The 18089-nt window shown below is 51.1% G+C and carries 21 protein-coding genes; 10 read left to right on the top strand and 11 right to left on the bottom strand.

Annotation, left to right across the window (positions count from 1 at the left end; all coding sequences use genetic code 11):
* From BLW68_RS03560 to BLW68_RS03515, 10 genes are read right to left on the bottom strand one after another with little or no spacing between them, the layout of a single operon-like run.
* Positions 1-1590: an HAL/PAL/TAL family ammonia-lyase gene (locus tag BLW68_RS03560; protein ID WP_245728261.1), complete on the bottom strand. Its 1590-nt coding sequence runs from the start codon at positions 1588-1590 to the stop codon at positions 1-3.
* Positions 1571-2563: a lysophospholipid acyltransferase family protein gene (locus tag BLW68_RS03555; RefSeq protein WP_092790288.1), complete on the bottom strand. Its 993-nt coding sequence runs from the start codon at positions 2561-2563 to the stop codon at positions 1571-1573. The genes BLW68_RS03560 and BLW68_RS03555 overlap by 20 nt, the downstream gene beginning before the upstream one ends.
* Positions 2560-3297, bottom strand: coding sequence for a glycosyltransferase family 2 protein (locus BLW68_RS03550; RefSeq protein WP_092790286.1), 738 nt, complete (start codon positions 3295-3297; stop codon positions 2560-2562). Before BLW68_RS03550 ends, BLW68_RS03555 begins: the two co-directional genes overlap by 4 nt.
* On the bottom strand, positions 3290-3646 hold the full coding sequence (locus BLW68_RS03545; RefSeq protein WP_092790284.1) for an ApeI family dehydratase: 357 nt from the start codon (positions 3644-3646) through the stop codon (positions 3290-3292). Before BLW68_RS03545 ends, BLW68_RS03550 begins: the two co-directional genes overlap by 8 nt.
* A complete protein-coding gene (locus BLW68_RS03540) occupies positions 3639-4979 on the bottom strand; it encodes an AMP-binding protein (RefSeq protein WP_092790282.1) in 1341 nt (446 codons plus the stop codon). Before BLW68_RS03540 ends, BLW68_RS03545 begins: the two co-directional genes overlap by 8 nt.
* The gene (locus tag BLW68_RS03535; RefSeq protein ID WP_092790280.1) at positions 4960-5514 is read right to left on the bottom strand and encodes a COG4648 family protein; all 555 of its coding nucleotides are present in this window, start codon (positions 5512-5514) and stop codon (positions 4960-4962) included. Before BLW68_RS03535 ends, BLW68_RS03540 begins: the two co-directional genes overlap by 20 nt.
* Positions 5514-5762 carry an acyl carrier protein gene (locus tag BLW68_RS03530; RefSeq protein WP_092790278.1) on the bottom strand — a complete coding sequence of 83 codons (249 nt, stop codon included), beginning with the start codon at positions 5760-5762 and terminating at the stop codon, positions 5514-5516. Before BLW68_RS03530 ends, BLW68_RS03535 begins: the two co-directional genes overlap by 1 nt.
* 16 nt (positions 5763-5778) lie before the next feature.
* Positions 5779-6033 (bottom strand): phosphopantetheine-binding protein, encoded by a 255-nt coding sequence (locus tag BLW68_RS03525; RefSeq protein WP_092790276.1) that lies wholly within the window; start codon positions 6031-6033, stop codon positions 5779-5781.
* Position 6034: 1 nt separating this feature from the next.
* Positions 6035-6796 carry a lysophospholipid acyltransferase family protein gene (locus BLW68_RS03520; protein ID WP_092790274.1) on the bottom strand — a complete coding sequence of 254 codons (762 nt, stop codon included), beginning with the start codon at positions 6794-6796 and terminating at the stop codon, positions 6035-6037.
* A gap of 2 nt (positions 6797-6798) precedes the next feature.
* Positions 6799-7485, bottom strand: a complete 687-nt coding sequence (locus tag BLW68_RS03515; RefSeq protein WP_092790272.1) for a beta-ketoacyl synthase chain length factor — start codon at positions 7483-7485, stop codon at positions 6799-6801.
* 149 nt (positions 7486-7634) lie between these two features.
* Between BLW68_RS03515 and BLW68_RS03510 the strand changes: the two genes are divergently transcribed.
* The 3 genes from BLW68_RS03510 (at position 7635) to BLW68_RS03500 (ending at position 9585) form a co-directional block, all read left to right on the top strand.
* A complete protein-coding gene (locus BLW68_RS03510) occupies positions 7635-8270 on the top strand; it encodes a 4'-phosphopantetheinyl transferase family protein (protein WP_092790270.1) in 636 nt (211 codons plus the stop codon).
* On the top strand, positions 8267-8512 hold the full coding sequence (locus BLW68_RS03505; protein WP_092790269.1) for a GlsB/YeaQ/YmgE family stress response membrane protein: 246 nt from the start codon (positions 8267-8269) through the stop codon (positions 8510-8512). The genes BLW68_RS03510 and BLW68_RS03505 overlap by 4 nt, the downstream gene beginning before the upstream one ends.
* 89 nt (positions 8513-8601) lie before the next feature.
* Positions 8602-9585, top strand: a complete 984-nt coding sequence (locus BLW68_RS03500; protein WP_092790664.1) for a catalase family peroxidase — start codon at positions 8602-8604, stop codon at positions 9583-9585.
* A 34-nt stretch (positions 9586-9619) separates the two neighbouring features.
* Here BLW68_RS03500 and BLW68_RS03495 read toward each other — a convergent pair whose 3' ends face one another.
* Positions 9620-9862 (bottom strand): DUF1289 domain-containing protein, encoded by a 243-nt coding sequence (locus tag BLW68_RS03495; protein WP_092790267.1) that lies wholly within the window; start codon positions 9860-9862, stop codon positions 9620-9622.
* Positions 9863-10231: 369 nt separating this feature from the next.
* Here BLW68_RS03495 and ilvG point away from each other — a divergent pair, with 369 nt between their 5' ends.
* From ilvG to BLW68_RS03460, 7 genes are all read left to right on the top strand, one after another.
* Positions 10232-11887: an acetolactate synthase 2 catalytic subunit gene (ilvG, locus tag BLW68_RS03490; RefSeq protein ID WP_092790265.1), complete on the top strand. Its 1656-nt coding sequence runs from the start codon at positions 10232-10234 to the stop codon at positions 11885-11887.
* Positions 11884-12138 carry an acetolactate synthase 2 small subunit gene (gene ilvM, locus BLW68_RS03485; protein WP_092790263.1) on the top strand — a complete coding sequence of 85 codons (255 nt, stop codon included), beginning with the start codon at positions 11884-11886 and terminating at the stop codon, positions 12136-12138. The genes ilvG and ilvM overlap by 4 nt, the downstream gene beginning before the upstream one ends.
* A 51-nt stretch (positions 12139-12189) precedes the next feature.
* Positions 12190-14040: a dihydroxy-acid dehydratase gene (ilvD, locus tag BLW68_RS03480; RefSeq protein ID WP_092790261.1), complete on the top strand. Its 1851-nt coding sequence runs from the start codon at positions 12190-12192 to the stop codon at positions 14038-14040.
* A 346-nt stretch (positions 14041-14386) separates the two neighbouring features.
* Positions 14387-15955, top strand: coding sequence for a threonine ammonia-lyase, biosynthetic (gene ilvA, locus BLW68_RS03475; RefSeq protein WP_092790260.1), 1569 nt, complete (start codon positions 14387-14389; stop codon positions 15953-15955).
* A 206-nt stretch (positions 15956-16161) separates the two neighbouring features.
* Positions 16162-17364: a methyl-accepting chemotaxis protein gene (locus tag BLW68_RS03470; RefSeq protein ID WP_143039915.1), complete on the top strand. Its 1203-nt coding sequence runs from the start codon at positions 16162-16164 to the stop codon at positions 17362-17364.
* 11 nt (positions 17365-17375) lie between these two features.
* Positions 17376-17744, top strand: coding sequence for a response regulator (locus BLW68_RS03465; protein WP_092790258.1), 369 nt, complete (start codon positions 17376-17378; stop codon positions 17742-17744).
* 11 nt (positions 17745-17755) lie between these two features.
* Positions 17756-18082 (top strand): STAS domain-containing protein, encoded by a 327-nt coding sequence (locus BLW68_RS03460; protein WP_092790256.1) that lies wholly within the window; start codon positions 17756-17758, stop codon positions 18080-18082.
* The last annotated feature ends 7 nt before the right edge of the window (positions 18083-18089 follow it).

Below are 18089 nucleotides of genomic sequence, written 5' to 3'. Positions count from 1 at the left end.
TCAGGTGTCCTGATATAAAGGCCAGTGCTGCTGTTGCAGCTGGCTGACTAATTGCCGCAGGTTGTACTCTAGCGGTCTGTCTTCTGCAACTAACGGATGTTGCTGCTGCAGTTGTTGCAACATGTGCTGAATATTGCTGTTCAGGCTATTAAAGCATAATTCACCCTGAGCAATACGTAGCTGCACCGCTTGTTGTACGGCCAGCAATGATGCTGCCATTACCTGCTCTGTCAGCTGTAATACCCGCAGGCAATCACGGGCGGCAATGGTACCCATGCTAACTTTGTCCTGATTATGGCACTCGGTTGAACGCGAAAACACACTGGCCGGCATGGTCAGTTTTAACGCTTCTGCTGTCCAGGCGCTGCAACCAATTTGTACCGCTTTAAAGCCGTGATTAATATAGCGCCGCTCTGGTGTTGCGGCAGATAAGTTCGCTGGCAGGCCGTGGTTGAACTTAGTGTCCATCAGCAGTGCCATTTGCCGGTCGTGCAAATCGGCCAGATTGGCGACCGCGGTTTTCATTGTATCCATTACCATAGCGATATGGCCGCCGTAAAAATGGCCGCCATGCAACACATGCTCACCAATGCCGTCGATAATAGGGTTGTCATTGGCGCTGTTAAGTTCGTTCTCTATGGTTTGTTTAAACCACGGCAGCGCATCGCGCAATACACCAATAATATGCGGTGCACAGCGGATAGAATACCGGTCTTGCAGCCGGTCTGAATTGCGCGGATGCTCAACGTGATTTAAGTCTGCTCGGATCCAGGCCGCTACCTGATTCTGCCCCTGATGCGGTTTTACACTGAATAAAATATCATCAAAGTGGTGGCTGTTGCCCTGCAGCGCCAGGCTGGCCAGTGCAGTAATACGGCTGGATAGGCGGGTAAGATATTCTGCGCGCTGATAGGCCAGGCACGCCAGTGCCGTCATCACCGCCGTGCCGTTCATAATGGCCAGGCCTTCTTTGGGGCGCAGCCGGAGTGGTTGCAGCTGATGCAGCGGCAATACGTCTGCTACCGGGCGTATGTCATCGCCATAATATACATCCCGCTCGCCAATCAGGCAGGCAGCAACATAAGACAGCGGGGTTAAATCGCCGCTGGCGCCGACACTGCCTTCCTGCGGAATGCGCGGCACTATATTCAGGTTCAGATAAGCAGTTAACTGGTGTAGCAGCTCAAAGCTGACGCCGGAATAACCTTGTGTCAGCGAACACAAGCGGGTGGCCAGAATAGCGCGGCCTTCTTCAACACTGAAATAATCGCCCAGGCCGCAGCCATGAAAGCGGATCAGATGCACCGGCAGCTCGTATACCTGCTCCAGTGGCACTTTAACGGTAACGCTGTCGCCGTAACCAGTGGTTACGCCGTAAATCACGCCGTCTTCCTGCAACAGTTTATCTAAAAAGGCCACGCCGGCATTAATGCGGCGCACAAATGACGGCTGTTGGCTAAGGCTAACCGCATGTTGCTGGCGTGCAATGGCTGTTATTTGCTCTATGCTGATCCGGCCCTGGCCAAAGCAGACAGGATCCTCGCTGGCGATAGGTTGTGCTGTGCCGGGGTCAGTTACTGCTATTGTCACCGGGGCTTTCCTTTTGTTGTTTGGCTGCGGGCAATTGCCAGAAGTCATAAAAATTAAACCATTGCATAGGGTAACGGCAAGCAACTTGTTCCAGTTGCTGCGCATATTGTGTCACGATGTTTGTAAGTGCCTGCTGCCGGGTTTTGCGCGGCAGCACGATCTGCTCAGCAAAGGGTTCAAACATCAGGTTGTAGCTACGGGCTTCTTTAAGACAAAACATCAGATACACCGGGCATTGCAGCAGACTGGCCAGCACCCAGGGGCCAATAGCAAAAGGCGCTGGTTTGCCAAGAAAGTTGGCCCATACCGCACGCTCAGGTGCTTGCGCTGAAATGCGGTCGCCTACAATGACCACTAGCTCACCATTATCAATACAATCGGTCAGCATAGCGCTGACAGCTGGTGTTAGCTGTGTAACTTCAATCAGATGCAGGTCAACTTCGCTGTTACTCTCTTTCAAAATACGGTTAAACGCTGCAGTATGCCGGGTGTGTGCTAATACGTTAATCCGCACCGGGTATTTGCTGCGCACCAAAGCCCGGCACACTTCCAGATTACCCAAATGGCTACCTATCAGCACTGCACCTTTGTTAGACTGCATAATCTGTTCAAAACTGATGCTGCCGCCATACTGCACAGGTGTTGTATTTAACCGCCCAAGCCAGGCATCAATTTTTGCCAGTGCAGCCATGGCAAATTGCCAGAAATGTTGGTATGCCTGCAAATAACCCGGCATCGCGGTAAAAGGGCTGTGCTGGCCTTTGTAGCTGTGCAGCCGCTGCAGATAACCAAGCGATGAGCGCCGTGCAGTAGCGTCTTTAATAAAAAAATATGCCAGCACCGGCACTAGTACCAACAGAATCAACCATTTGCCACCATAACGATACAGGGTAAGCAGTAACCTAATGGCATAGTAGCTGCCATTTTCCTGCTTTTTAGCCCAGTGTATGCCGCTGTTATCAGAAGGTGTCATCCGTGGGTCCATTTGCGTTTTAGCAATAAGGGCATCCGCCATAACATGCCAAAAAACAGTTTTGTATGCATTTTGCTGATCAGCCAGTTATCCTGTAACAGGCTAAAATGAGAGCGGCCCCCCTGCGGATAAATTACCCGGGTTGGAATAAAGCGCACTTTAATGCCTTGCCAGTACAACCGCACCATAATTTCAATATCAAAGTCCATGCGCTGGCCCAGCTGCACCTGATCAATCAGCCTGATGCTAGCAGCGACCGGGTACACCCGGTAGCCCAGCATGGAATCACGGATATCGCGTGACAGGGTTTCGATATTAACCCAAAAGTGCGTAATGTGGCGGCCAATACGGCGGCTGCGGGGCATATATTCGTCATACAAAGGGGCGCCGCTAATCAGGTCATCCGGGTGTTGCGCCGCCAGTTGCCAGAACGCCGGAATGTCGTTGACATCATGCTGGGCATCCGCGTCGATTTGTAAAGCGTGGCTGAAGCTACGCGCGGCGGCACGGCGCAGCGCTGCACTAACTGCAGCACCTTTGCCGCCATTCCGGGCCAGTGTAACGATATCAACCAACGTGTAACGGCTGCCCAGTTGTTGCAGTGCCTGTTTAGTCTGACTGTCGGAACCATCATCAGCAATGATAATGGGCAGTTGATATGGCAGCAACGCCTCTACTGTAGTTGCTATGGTGTCGTGATGATTATAAATAGGGATGACAAAGCAGTTATGCATCTGGTTGCAGGCTCCATTTTAACCGGCCAGACGCTACTTTTTGTCCATCTTTAAGGTAAGTAAATAAGGTGGTGTTGCTGTTGCTGAGTTCCAGTTGTAATGTAAGGACATCCTCTGGGCGAATCATCAACTGAAACTTCAGCACTTCTACCGATATTACTTCATGTAAACCGGCAAAATATTGTTTGCTGTAGTGTACTACCCAATGCAGCTGGGTTACCCCTGCCAGCACCGGTGCCTGCGGAAAATGGCCGGCAAAATAATGAATATCGGCACTGATATGCAGTTGCAGCTCAACGCGCTGTGCGTTTTGGCTTTGCAGCTGAAGCAGTGGAAATAACTTAGTCATCAGTAAACAGAGCCTCCAGCAGTGACTGCGGTAATTTTCCCTGCTGATTGTAAGGTAATGCGGTTAAATAACGAAAACGTTTTGGTAGTAAAACGGGTTCAAAGCGCTGCAGCAGATGCTGTTTCAACAGGTTATTCACCGCAAGCTTGCCGTTATCACGTAATATTATTGTGCCAGTTGCAGATAACACAGCTACCAGTGCCAGCTGTGCTTTGGGCGTAGCCAACATAACTGCTGCAGCCTCTGTTACCAGCTCAGAACTACAGCAAAATTGCTCCAGCTCTGGCAGGGCCAAGCGTTTTTCTGCCAGTTTAACAATACGATCCAACCGGCCCAACAGGTGAAACTGTTGGTTTGTTATCAGCTGCACCTGATCCTGGGTTTGGAAAAAAGCATTGTTCTCAAGATGAGGCGACATGACCTGCAATGCCTGCTGTGCATCAGTGGCTAAGGTTACACCGGTAAATGCCTGCCAGGGTACATCAGGCCGGTTACGCTGACGAAAGGCAATGCCACCGGTTTCAGTGCTGCCAAATACTTCTGTTGGCGCTTGCCCCACTGCCTGCTGATACAACACCGGCACCGGCGCAGGCAAGGGGCCGCCAGAGCTGAAAATGCGGCTAACTTGTTGTTGCAGCGGCGAAATTTTGGCAATGTCATCAAAACGAGCCAGGTGCGCCGGGCTGGCAACCAGCACTACTTTATTTTGCTGCAACAATGCCTGCCATTGTTCAAAGAAACTGAGCTGCTGGCGATACAATGGCCGATTATTACACAGGGGCCACAACAAGCGGAACAGCAGGCCGTAAATATGCTGCTGCGATACAGTGGCGGCAAACAGGGTATTGGCATCCAGTTGGTTGCCAAACTGCTGCTCCAACGTTTGTACTTCGAGCAGCAACTGACACAACCGTTTGCTAATCAATTTTGGCTGGCCGCTAGAACCTGAGGTAAAAAAACTGATGCGGCATTCTTTACTGAGCAACAGCTGCAAAGGAATATTTGCCTGAGCAACACTAACAGGCTGCAGTTGTGCGGGTACCTGCCAGTCGCAGTGCTGCAACACCATGTGTGTGGTATGGGGCTGGTTGTCCGGTGCCAGCACTATATGTTTACCCAGCATGGCCAGCGCAACAAACCACAAGCTAAAACACAGGCTGTCTGGCTGATATAACAACACTGTATCGCCTGGCTGAGAGCCGGCATACTGCACGGCAGCTGGCAGCATAGCGTGCCATTGCTGGTAACTCAGGTGGTGGTGGTCATCCAGTATTATCGCTTGTGCCGGATAAGACCAGCTTAACTGCCAGTGTTTAGCGAGCTGTTTTAACACGACGACGCACCAGCCATTCAATCAGCATTAGTAAACCCATTAGCACATAGGCAATAAAGCCGTTGTATAACACCCATAAGTTCCAGTTACCCCACCAGGCAGTAAAGGTTGCGACGCTGCCGTTTAAGATAAAAAATACACACCACACCATAGTAACATTGCGGGTATAACGCACGCCTTTGGCATCCAGCCCACCTTCCATTAAGCGGGCGAGGCGCTCCACCACCGTTGGCGGATAACATAACGACCAGCCAAACAGCAGCAGCATACCGGCATTCATCCATACCGGATAATACAACATCGCTTGTTCGGCTTTACCCAGCAGGCTGGCGGCCAACAGCAACACGGCACTGAGCAGAAAAAACCAACGCTGTGAGGTATCGCTGTGGCTGGTTAGTGCTTTAGCTACCGCCAGTAACATTACCGGCAGTACCGCCAAGGCCGGATGCCAGTTACTGACTGCCCACCAAACATAAAAAGGATACAGCAAAAACGCTAGTTGTAAGCCCGCTTTTAGTGGTGTCCTGGCTTGCATCAGTCCTCGATCAACGCGTAAACTTGATCTACCACATTACCAACGGTACGCACTGCCTTAAAGGCATCAGGCTCAATTTTTTTGCCTGTCAGCTCACGCAGTTTCACGACCAGATCCACAGCATCAATACTGTCTAGATCTAAATCTTCGTACAGGTTGGCATCCAACTGAATTTGTTCTGCGTCCAGTTCAAACTCTTTTATCATCAGTTGTTGCAGAACGTTATATACATCTTGTTTGGTTTTCATGGCGAAGCTCCATTTACTACTGTTGTTGCTGCACATAAAGCGCCAGATTGTGCAGGCTGGCGAAATGCTGCTTATTTTGCTCTGAGTTAGCGTCAGGTTTTATGTTGTATTTTTTCTTTAATGCCTGCCCCAGTTCCAGAGCATCAATAGAGTCCAGGCCTAGACCTTCTACAAAGAGTGGCGCGTGGTCATCAATATCATCCGGGGTAATATCTTCTAATTCCAAGGTATTAATAATAAGTAGTTTTAGTTCTTGTTTTAACGTGTCCATCTTAGCTAAGTACCTGCTGATAATAAGCGTGTAAATCCCTTGTCAGCTGGCGGGCAGCTAACGAAGGGGACGACAAAGCCCGGTATTCATCAATATGAATCGGTCTTAAAAAATGGATTGCCAGTGTTGGTTTGGTGCTGGGTACGTTGTACCACTGCTCCTGTTTTGTCAGTGTACTTGGCTGACAGCAAATATGTAATGCCAGATAATCACTGCCTGAGCGTAACGCAATATTGGCGGCGCCCCGCTGAAACTGTAAACGCTGGCCAGGCGTGCTGCGGGTACCTTCCGGGAAAATAATCAGATTATTACCCTGCTGCAATGACGCTGCACAGTCATCCAGCAACTGATCCGGATCTGAGTTGCTGATATAGCCGGTACAGCGGATCACCCCCCGAATAAAAGGATTACGAAACAGCTGCGCTTTCACCACACAATCGGCATTAGGAGTCATTGCTATCAGGGCGACCACATCGATCAGGCAGGGGTGATTAGCAATAATAATTTTACCTTTGCACTGGCGCAGCTGCTCGCTGGCAGTAAAGTTAAAATTAAATACCCGAAAGAAGCGTATCAGGCTGATAAAAAAGCTGAAAGCACTATGCACCGTGCGCCGGGCTACCCGTTTGCGCTGCTGCAGATCAAAAATAAACAGGCGCTGTAATGGAAAAACCAGCACAGACAGCATCAGGGCGCCGATACCAAAACAGACAAAACACAATCCGGTCGCCAGAACGCGATAAGCATGATTCAGTTTTTGCATTATCAAGCCCGCTGCCATAACCAGTGGCGTTGATGCCCGGCGATACTCAGTTGCGTTACGTCACCCTGTAACAGGGGTAATAGTTGCAGCGCATGATCATCCGATGCGGTACTTGCAGCGTCAGGCTGCATTTCAAATAACAGTTTGTCGCCATCTCGTCCCAGCAGCAACGCCAGTGCTATAGGTATGGACGGATCTTTGCAGAATGTTTGGTAAGGGGCAGGTACCGGTTCATCGGCATACACTACCAGCAACTGCTGTAATTGCGGTTCGCTGCTAAAACGTGCTGCAGCTTCTAACAACGCATAGTGTAAACTGTCAGCTCCGGCGGCAATTGCGTTGCTGTCAGCATAATTCTGGCTGAAAATACTAAATTGCCCGCTGATGGCGTTGTGCACCGACAGCGCAAACTGAGATGGTGAAATATCATCACGCTCTGCCAGCTGTTGCAGTAAGCCCAGCGTTTTATGCAAATCGCCATGACGCGACGTAAAAATGGTGCTGATCTGTTGTCCGGTTACAACGGTATTTAGCGCAACCTCAAAGGCAAGTTTCGTCAACTTGCTTAAGCGGCGCCTTGTCATTGCGGGTACTGCAGTTAAAGCAGGCAAGCTGACATCAGGTGTATCCTGTTGTGTCATTGCTGACGGTGGCATCCATACCGCCCAGGACGTTAAATAAAGTTCCATCAGAATTTGTTACCCACTGAGCCGCAGAAATAACCACTAAAAAGCGGAGTATCATATAAAAAAATACACCAAAAAGTAAATAAAAGCTGGCCACCATCAAAGGCGGTGTTGTTATGCAGCTTTAAATCTTAGCTATCAGGCGCTGCGTTGTGGCAGTACTGGTAGCGCAGGTGAAGAAAAACAAACAGGAAATAGCAGCACATTTTATGATATCACTGGCGTATCGCTTACAAACATTAAGCGTGAAAGACTGTCGGGTATGGTTGCATGATAATGAGTGGCAGTACTGCCTGACGCTCAGCAATAAGCGTGCCCGTGAATTTTGTAATGGCCGGGCTCTGATACGGCAACTGTTGTTGCAGCAAAGCGGTGTAGCGGTTGCAGAGATCCAGATTACCCTACCTTCGGCGCAAGCCCCTGCTATGTATGTCGGAGGACAAGCAGTTGCATTAAGTATCAGCCATTCGCGCCAGGCAGTGGCAGTAGTATATAGCCCACAACAACCAGTAGGGGTGGATCTGGAATATATAAAAGTACGTGATTTTGTGCAGTTAAGCGGCCAGTTTGCCGCACTAAAAACTGCAACCGATAGCGCAACCTTTTATCAAAGCTGGACAGCAGCTGAAGCTTACAGCAAATTCAGCAAACAACCACTGTTGGCAGTGTTAGCTCAACCGCTTCCACAGAATATACAACTAACACACTTGCCATTACCCGGTTATATGCTTTGCTTATGTTATCAACATGCTGATACAAAACTAAAAATCACAGGGGATGTACCATGAGCTTTATTCTGTTTTTACTTATCGGTGCCATCGCCGGTTGGTTGGCTGGTACCATTATGAAAGGTCGCGGTTTTGGTCTGTTGGGTAATATTGTTGTAGGTATTGTCGGTGCTTTTATCGGCGGCTTTTTATTTAGCGCTGTTGGCCTGGCTTCTTACGGCCTGATTGGTTCGTTGATCACTGCCACTGTAGGTGCTGTGGTGCTGTTATTTTTGATTGGCCTGATAAGAAAAAGCAGCTGAATTTTCCGTTAACGGAAATATTTTTGGGCAAACATCTGTCCTGTAGTGCAATGCGTAATCTGGTTACGCGCTTGATACAGGATTTTTTTATGCCCGCTGTTTCACTTCGTAAACTGGTATTGTCTGCTGCCGTGGTGGCAGTTTTCCCCTTAGCAGCACAAGCAGCACCGGCGCAGCCGAACGATTTTATCGAGGTGTTTGCTAAAATTTTCGGTGAGCACAAAGGTATTCGTAAAGGTCATGCCAAAGGTGTCTGCGCAACGGGTGACTTTACCGCCAGCGCTGAAGCTACAGCGCGCTTTGATGCAGCGCTATTCTCCGGTTCCGCTATACCTGTCAGCTATCGTTTCTCCCTCGCTGGCGGCAACCCGGCGGCACCTGACTATGCCAGCTCACCACGAGGTTTAGCGGCGCAGTTTACGCTGGCTGACGGCAGCAAACATAATATTGCTACGTTAACCACACCGGTATTTGGTGCGAAAGACCCGGAGAATTTTTTAGGCTTGTTACAGGCCTCTGTGCCTAGCGCGGATGGCAAACCAGACATCGCCAAAATTCAGGCTTTCCGTACAGCCCATCCCGATACTCAACCACAGGCACAGTGGCTGGCAGCTAACCCACCGCCATGGAGTTATGCAACGGCTGAGTACTTCGGCATTCATACTTTTTATTTGGTCGATAAAGGCGGTGAAAAAGTTAAGATACGCTGGCATTTGCAGCCAAAAGATGGCGTTAAAGGGCTTTCTGCTAAAGAAATTGCGCAGCAAAATGCTGATTTTCTTGATGGCAGATTAAAACAGCGTTTAGCTGATGGTGCCGTCGAGTTTGACTGGATTATTAGCTTTGGCGAAGCCGCCGATAGCGAGAATGACCCGTCAGTGCAATGGCCAGCGCGGCCAACGTTAAACGCCGGTACCTTGCGTATCAATACCAGTGGTGACGGTAGCTGCGTCAATATTAACTTTGACCCCAATGTATTAAGCGGTGGCTTTAGCGCCAGTGACGACCCGGTGTTAAGAATGCGCTCGCCGGCTTATGCTATTTCATTTGGTAAACGGTTAAGCGGGCAGTAGTTGATCTCTTGGCAGGACGCTGATTAGCCTGCGTTTAAAACAAATCCAGCGACTCACCTCTGATTGGTAAGTCAGTGTCCTTTTTCGCTTTGGCGTTTAACCTGGCCCGACGTTGGCTTAGCAGCTTTAGAATATGCGCGCGCTCTTCTACCGGTTTGGCATGCCAGTTAAAGCGTTCATCGCGTGAGCGCAAGCAGCCAATGCAGTAGCCGCGGCTGTTGCTCTGGCACACACCGATACAGGGATTGGGCAGTTCAAACAGCTCTAACTGATCCACAGACAACGCCGCTGGTTAACGAATAACCTAAGTTTACACGGAATAATTTTTTAGCAAATCAGAAAAACCTGTTGACTTCAGACTGATAGACGGCTATTTCTATTAGCCAATTGCGCTGTTAAAAAGCGCTGAATAACAAATACAGATTTCAACCAAGCAGATAAGTAAGAATCAAATTATGCGTTTAGCTACTGTTCTGAACATTATTGTCCTCGTGGTCGTGGTGATTATTAATCTCCGCGGGGGCGGTGTTTTGGAAAAAAAGTAGCGTAAAAAGCGAATTCCAACAAAACCCCCGCTCCGCAAGGACCGGGGGTTTTGTCGTTTCCGGGCCTTGAAAAAAGCGGTTAAGCATACAGAGGATACAAAATGAAAGGCGCAGAATTGGTACTTAAGGTGCTGCAACAACACGGGGTCGATACCATTTTCGGCTACCCCGGCGGCGCTATTATGCCGATTTACGACGCATTATATCAAAGCGACGTTAAGCACTACCTGTGCCGGCATGAGCAGGGCGGCGCCTTCTCGGCCATTGGCTATGCCCGTGCTTCCGGCAAGGTTGGCGTTTGTATGGCCACCTCTGGCCCGGGCGCAACTAACCTTATCACCTCGCTGGCCGATGCTATGCTGGACTCCGTGCCGGTAGTGGCCATTACCGGCCAGGTCTCGCAAGCGGTGATGGGCACCGATGCGTTTCAGGAGATAGATGTACTGGGGTTAAGCCTGGCGGTGACCAAACACAGCTTTATGGTACGCAGTGTCGACGAGCTGGCTGCAACCTTACATGAAGCCTTTGCTATCGCCTGTAACGGCCGCCCGGGCCCGGTATTGGTCGATATCCCTAAAGACGTGCAGTTGGCTGACATCGACTATCAAGCCGAATTTAACGCTGCGCAGCCAGCCGCGCCAATTTACACCTCACTGGCTAATGCCGCCAAAGCGCGCGCTTTAATCGCGGCAGCGCAAAAGCCGATGGCCTATATCGGCGGTGGTGTGCATATGGCCGGCGCGATGAGCCAGCTGCAGCAGTTTTTAGCCGCTAACCCCATGCCTTCTGTGACCACCTTAAAAGCTATGGGCTCGGTAGCCAAAGATAACGCGCATTACCTGGGTATGTTGGGAATGCACGGCACTCAGGCGGCAAATTTAGCGGTGCAGCAGTGTGATTTACTGATCTGCCTGGGCGCCCGTTTTGATGATCGGGTAACCGGCAATCTGCAAAAATTCGCGCCGGATGCGAAGGTGATCCACGTCGATATCGACCCGGCTGAAATTAACAAGGTGCGTTTTGCCCATGTGGCGCTGCTGGGTGATATGAAGCAAATATTGCCGGCAATATCAGCCGGCACAAACTGCGTGGATTGGCTGGCGCAGTGTGCGCAGTTAAAGCAGCAATACGGCTGGCGCTATGATCACCCGGGCGAGCGCATTTATGCGCCGCTGATGTTAAAGCAATTAAGCGAGCGGATGCCGGATAACAGCGTGGTGTGCTGTGACGTGGGCCAGCACCAGATGTGGGTGGCGCAGCATATGCGCTTTAGCAGCCCGCGTAATCATTTATCCAGCGGCGGTCTGGGCACTATGGGTTTTGGCTTGCCGGCGGCGATAGGCGCCAAGTTAGCCCGGCCGCAGGATACGGTTATCACCGTTAGCGGCGATGGCTCTTTTATGATGAACGTGCAGGAGCTGGCCACTATTAAGCGTTTTCGCCTGCCGGTAAAAATTGTCATAGTCGATAACCAACGGCTGGGTATGGTGAAGCAGTGGCAGCAGCTGTTTTTTAACGAGCGTTACAGCGAAACCGATTTATCTGACAACCCGGATTTTGTTGCGCTGGCGGCGGCCTTTGCTATCCCCGGCCACTGCATAACGCGTAAGGACGAAGTAGAAAGCGCACTGGAAGCCATGTTTACCTGGCCCGGGCCTTATTTACTGCATGTATGTATTGACGATAAAGACAACGTTTGGCCGTTAGTACCGCCGGGTGCAGCCAATGAAGACATGATCACGGAGGCAAAAGCATGAACCACGTACTGAATATCACCGCCACTAATACCCCGGCTGTAGTTGAACGCTTGTTACAGGTTACCCGCTATCGCGGCTATGAGCTGGCCGGCTTGCAACTGACACCACGCAGTGATGCCAAAAGTTTGAATATTACTTTGACAGTCAGAAGCGATAAGCCGATTCACTTATTAACCAGCCAGCTGCATAAACTGTACGATATTCAGCAACTGGAACTGGCCGGCAGCGAGCTGGCAGTGCTAAGCGCATAACACTGAATTAAACCTATACTTTTTTATTTACCGAACACACGGAGTACCACAATGCCAAAGTTAAGATCCGCCACCGTTACTGAAGGCCGCAATATGGCGGGCGCCCGCGCACTGTGGCGTGCCACCGGCGTTAAAGACACCGATTTTGGCAAGCCGATTATTGCCGTAGTGAACTCATTTTGCGAGTTTGTGCCGGGCCATGTGCACCTGCGTGATTTAGGCAAGCTGGTGGCGAAAAGCATTGAAGATGCCGGTGGCATCGCCAAAGAATTCAATACCATAGCGGTGGATGACGGCATAGCCATGGGTCATGGTGGCATGTTGTACAGCCTGCCGTCGCGCGAGCTGATTGCCGACTCGGTGGAATATATGGTCAATGCGCACTGCGCCGATGCGATGGTGTGTATTTCTAATTGCGACAAGATCACGCCCGGTATGTTAATGGCGGCGATGCGCTTAAACGTACCGGCTATTTTTGTCTCCGGCGGCCCGATGGAAGCGGGTAAAACCAAGTTATCGGATCAAATTATCAAGCTCGATTTAGTTGATGCGATGGTGTCGGCGGCTGATCCTAAAGTAACCGACAGCGACAGCGAGCAAATTGAACGCAGCGCCTGCCCGACGTGCGGCAGCTGCTCCGGTATGTTTACCGCCAACTCAATGAATTGCTTAGTGGAAGCCTTAGGCTTAGGCCAACCCGGCAATGGCTCACTGCTGGCCACTCATGCTGATCGCAAAGAGTTATTTGTGCAGGCCGGTTTCAGAATTATGGAGCTGTGCAATCGCTGGTATAAAAATGATGATGCCAGTGCCTTACCGCGTAGTATCGGCAATAAAACCGCCTTTGAAAATGCCATGATGCTGGATATTGCCATGGGTGGCTCAACCAATACCGTGCTGCATTTGCTGGCTGCAGCGCAAGAGGCAGAAGTCGACTTTACCATGGCCGATATCGACCGTTTATCGCGCATAGTGCCGCATTTGTGCAAGGTGGCGCCGTCAACGCAAAAATACCATATGGAAGATGTGCACCGCGCCGGTGGCGTGATCGGCATTTTAGCCGAGCTGAACCGTGCCGGTTTGTTAAACCCCAATACGCCGCATGTGTCCGGTAGCTCGCTGGCAGCCGTGCTGGAGCAGTGGGATCTTAAAACCAGCCCTTCCACGGACGTGCAGCAGTTTTACGCCGCCGGCCCGGCCGGGATCCGTACCACCCAGGCCTTTTCACAAAACTGCCGTTACCCCAGTGTTGACGACGACCGGGTGGAAGGCTGTATCCGCAGTAAAGAACATGCTTATTCGCAAGACGGTGGCTTGGCCGTACTGTTTGGTAACCTGGCACCGCAGGGCTGTATTGTGAAAACCGCTGGTGTAGAGAAAGAAAACTTAGTTTTTACTGGCCGCGCCCGGGTGTTTGAAAGCCAGGATGATGCGGTAGAGGCGATATTAAAAGGTAAAGTCGTGGCCGGCGATGCGGTAATTATCCGCTACGAGGGCCCCAAAGGCGGCCCGGGTATGCAGGAAATGCTGTACCCCACCAGCTACTTAAAATCGATGGGTTTAGGTAAAGCCTGTGCCTTGATCACTGATGGCCGCTTCTCCGGTGGTACTTCGGGGTTATCGATTGGCCATGTGTCACCAGAAGCCGCCAGTGGCGGCGCTATCGCGCTGGTGCAGGAAGGTGACAAAATTGAGATTGATATTCCCAACCGCAAAATTGGTATCGCTATCAGCGATGACCAGCTGGCGCGCCGCCGTGTGGCGATGGATGCCAAAGGCAAGCAGGGCTGGAAGCCAGAGAACCGCCAGCGGGTGGTGAGTTCGGCATTGAAAGCCTATGCCCTGCTGGCCAGCAGTGCCGACAAAGGTGCTGTGCGGGATTTGTCTAAGTTAGAAGGGTAAATATCGGAACCTATTAAGTGGGCTTCGACCACAAACTGCACACAAGGACGCCGTAAATACGTCCATGTAGGCTCCTCTCCAGCATCCTTGCTGGAGACGCCTTGTTTAGCAGTTTATGGTCTTCGCTAGCGACTTAAGCGATACGGATGGCACAAGCAGCAAGACTTAAGACGAAGGGACAAGGTGTACTTTCGTAGCAGCGGCAGGGATGCCGCACAGGCTGAAAGGGCACAGGGATGTGATCCTTGAAGGCGGCGAAGAAAGTATTTCCTTGGCGCTGAGTTTAAACCTGGGTCGCAGGCTTGGACCACAACGAAAGTAGTAGAACCAAACAACCGGAGCAACAATGAACAACCTGGCAACAGTACAAGCAGCGCAGACAGATACCGATTTGATGCAGCAGTATCTGCGTGAAATTCTGCTGTCGCCGGTATATCAGGCTGCGGTAGAAACGCCGCTGGATAGCATGACAAAACTCAGCCAGCGGCTGGGCCACAACGTACTGTTAAAGCGCGAAGACAAGCAACCGGTGTACTCGTTTAAGCTGCGCGGTGCTTTTCATAAGCTGCACAAAGTAAAACAGCACAGCCCCAATGCCAGCGTGGTGTGTGCCTCGGCCGGTAACCATGCTCAGGGTGTGGCGTTATCTGCCAGCAAACTGGGGCTTAATGCTACTATTGTTATGCCGATCACTACACCGGAAATAAAAGTTGCGGCGGTAAAAGCGCTGGGTGGCAATGTGGTGCTGCACGGTACCGCCTTTGATGAAGCCAACAGCTACGCTATTAACCTGGCCAACAGCGAGGGCGCTATTTATATTCCACCCTTTGACGACAGCGACGTTATTGCCGGCCAGGGCACAGTGGCCAAAGAGTTGCTTAGTCAGCATAACCAGCTAAACGCGGTGTTTATTCCGGTTGGCGGTGGTGGCTTACTGGCCGGGATGGCGGTGTATATCAAGGCGATACAGCCGAATGTTAAAGTAATAGGTGTTGAGCCGGAAGACGCCGCCTGTTTAAAAGCCGCCATGGCCGCAGGGGCGCCGGTAACGCTGGAGCGGGTGGGCTTATTTGCCGATGGCGTGGCGGTAAAGCGCATCGGCAATGAAACCTTTAATCTGGCCAAACGTTTTTGCGATGAAGTAGTTACGGTTAGCAGTGACGAAATCTGTGCGGCAATAAAAGATATCTTTGATGATTTACGTGCGGTGGCCGAACCGGCTGGCGCGCTGGCATTGGCAGGCTTAAAAAAATACAGCCAGCAGCTGAAAAACAGCACCTTAGCTAAGCCGCAGCAGTTCGCTGCAGTGCTAAGCGGGGCCAATTTAAACTTTGATACACTGCGCTATGTGTCCGAGCGCTGTGAGCTGGGCGAGAAAAAAGAAGCGGTGTTTGCCGTAACTATTCCGGAAGAAAAAGGCAGTTTCCGCCGTTTTTGCCAGACGCTGGGCGGGCGCGCTATTACCGAATTTAATTACCGCTACGCCAGCGACAATAAAGCGCATATCTTTGTTGGTATTAAGCTGCGCCACGGCCAGCAGGAACTGAACACCGTCACCAAACTGCTGAGTGACGCCGGTTATGATTATCAGGATTTATCCGATGATGAGCTGGCCAAGCTGCATGTGCGGCATATGGTCGGCGGTATGCCACCACGTGAACTGCAAGAGCAGGTGTATCAGTTTAACTTCCCGGAATACCCGGGCGCGTTAATGAATTTTTTAAATACCCTGGGCGAACACTGGAATATTACCTTATTCCACTACCGTAACCACGGCGCCGCCACCGGCGATGTACTGGCCGGCTTTGAAGTTGCCAATCACAGCGATATTGCAGCTTACCTGGATAAACTGGGTTATCAGTATCAGCAGGTCAGCAATAACCGCAGCTACCGGACGTTTTTAACGGCAGGCTAGTCAGCTACTGTTAGATGCGATGTCACATTTTTGTTTCCGTTAACTTGACGGCATTAACTATGTTGCCCAGACTTGATGGGTATGTTGCTTGGCCGCGTTGTCCGTTTTCCTGCAGTTTAAATCTGCTTATCAACACTAACAGCGGTTATCACTAATCTTGCAACGTCGCCGGATACTGCTGTTATTTGTTAACAAGGATCCTGTTAATGCTGAATGATAATCTTGGCTCTGCTATGAGTCAGCCCGATGCTATGCCCTTTTACTGGCCGCTGCTGGCACTGCTGTTGCTGGCGTTGGTTCTGTTGTTAAGCCTGGCTGGTGTATCGCTGTTATCACTGCTGTGTGCCGGTTTGCTGCTGGCCGCTACAGCAGGAGGGCTGGTATGGACCCGCCGCACAGTGCAGCGGCAATGGGCGGCAACGCAGCACAGTGGTAATACGCCGGCAGACAGCAACACGCAACATGCCGCTTTTAGCCGCGATTTGATGCAGTTGTTTTTACAGGCCATGCCAATCTGGACCAAGCAGATAGAAAGCTCGCGCAGCCAGACCGAAGAGGCCATAGTCGCGCTCAGTAGCCGCTTTTCCGGCTTATACACCAAACTGGAACAGACAGTTGCCGGCGCTGAAGCGGCACAGGCTAGCGGCGGCAAAAGTGGCGCCTTAAGCGTGATGACGCAAAGCCAGAGTGAACTGACCCAGGTGATCAATTCACTGAAGCTTACCCAGCGCAGCCGCGATGACATGCTGACACAGATAACCAAATTAACCGACTACACCGGCGAGCTCAGAACCATGGCGACAGAAGTGGCGGCAATTGCACAGCAAACTAATCTGCTGGCACTTAATGCTGCTATAGAAGCTGCCCGCGCCGGCGAGGCCGGTCGCGGTTTTGCCGTGGTAGCTGATGCGGTCCGTACGCTGTCGAGCCAGTCGAGTGAAACCGGTCAGAAAATGTCGTCTACCGTCGATATTATTAACGCTGCCATTACCAAGGTAGTGCAAGTGGCCGGCAACGCCGCGCAGACCGATGCACAGTCTGTTAGTCAGTCTGAAGCCAGCATTCAGCAGGTGCTGGATCGCTTCGCCACGGTTACAGAGCAAATGTCTGCTTCGACAGCGCAATTGCAGCAGCAAAATAATGATATTCGCCATGAAATTTCTGCTGTGCTGGTGGCGCTGCAGTTTCAGGACCGGGTTAGCCAGATAGTGTCTCACGTGCGTGACAACATTACGGCGCTGCACCAGTATTTACAGCAATGTGAGCAGGATCCAGAGCAGCGGCCCACGCTGGATGCCAAAACCTGGCTTAAGCAGATGGAGCAAACCTATGCCACTGACGAACAACGGCTCAACCATCATGGCCGCTCTGCCGCCCCGGCGCAGCAGCAAGATATTACTTTCTTTTAGGAGGCACCCCGATGGCAAAAACGGTAATGGTAGTTGATGACTCCAGCAGTGTGCGGCAGGTAGTTAGTATTGCACTGAAAAGCGCCGGCTATGACGTTATTGAGGCCAGCGATGGTAAGGACGCACTGGCCAAACTGACAGGCCAGAAAGTGCACTTGATGATCAGTGACGTCAATATGCCAAATATGGACGGCATTACCTTTGTCAAAGAGGTGAAAAAGTTACCGGCGTACAAATTTACGCCAATTATTATGCTGACTACCGAATCGCAGGAAACAAAAAAGCTTGAGGGGCAGGCTGCCGGCGCCCGAGCCTGGGTAGTAAAACCGTTTCAGCCGGCACAAATGCTGGCCGCCGTATCCAAGCTGATTCTGCCTTAACAGGAGCAGGTATGACTATTCGTAGCAGTATGTTCAATGAAGTGCCACTGCTGCATATCGAAGGCGAGATGACAATCTATACCGCAGCCCTATTGCAGCAGCAACTGCAGTTATATATTGCGCAATATAGCGAGCTGGAGCTGAATTTATCGCAGGTCAGTGATATCGACAGTGCGGGGCTGCAGTTATTAATGGCGGCCAAACGGCAGGCCGCCAACCAGGGGGCTGTACTGCGGTTAACCGGCCACAGCCCGGCCGTGCTGGAGGTATTTGATCTGTGCAATATGGCAGCCTTTTTTGGTGATCCGCTAATTATACCGGATGTCAGCCATGGTTGACGCTAAC

The sequence above is a fragment of the Rheinheimera pacifica genome, assembly GCF_900108485.1.
Classification (GTDB): Bacteria; Pseudomonadota; Gammaproteobacteria; order Enterobacterales; family Alteromonadaceae; genus Alishewanella; species Alishewanella pacifica.
This window is presented reverse-complemented; position numbering and strand designations above follow the sequence as displayed.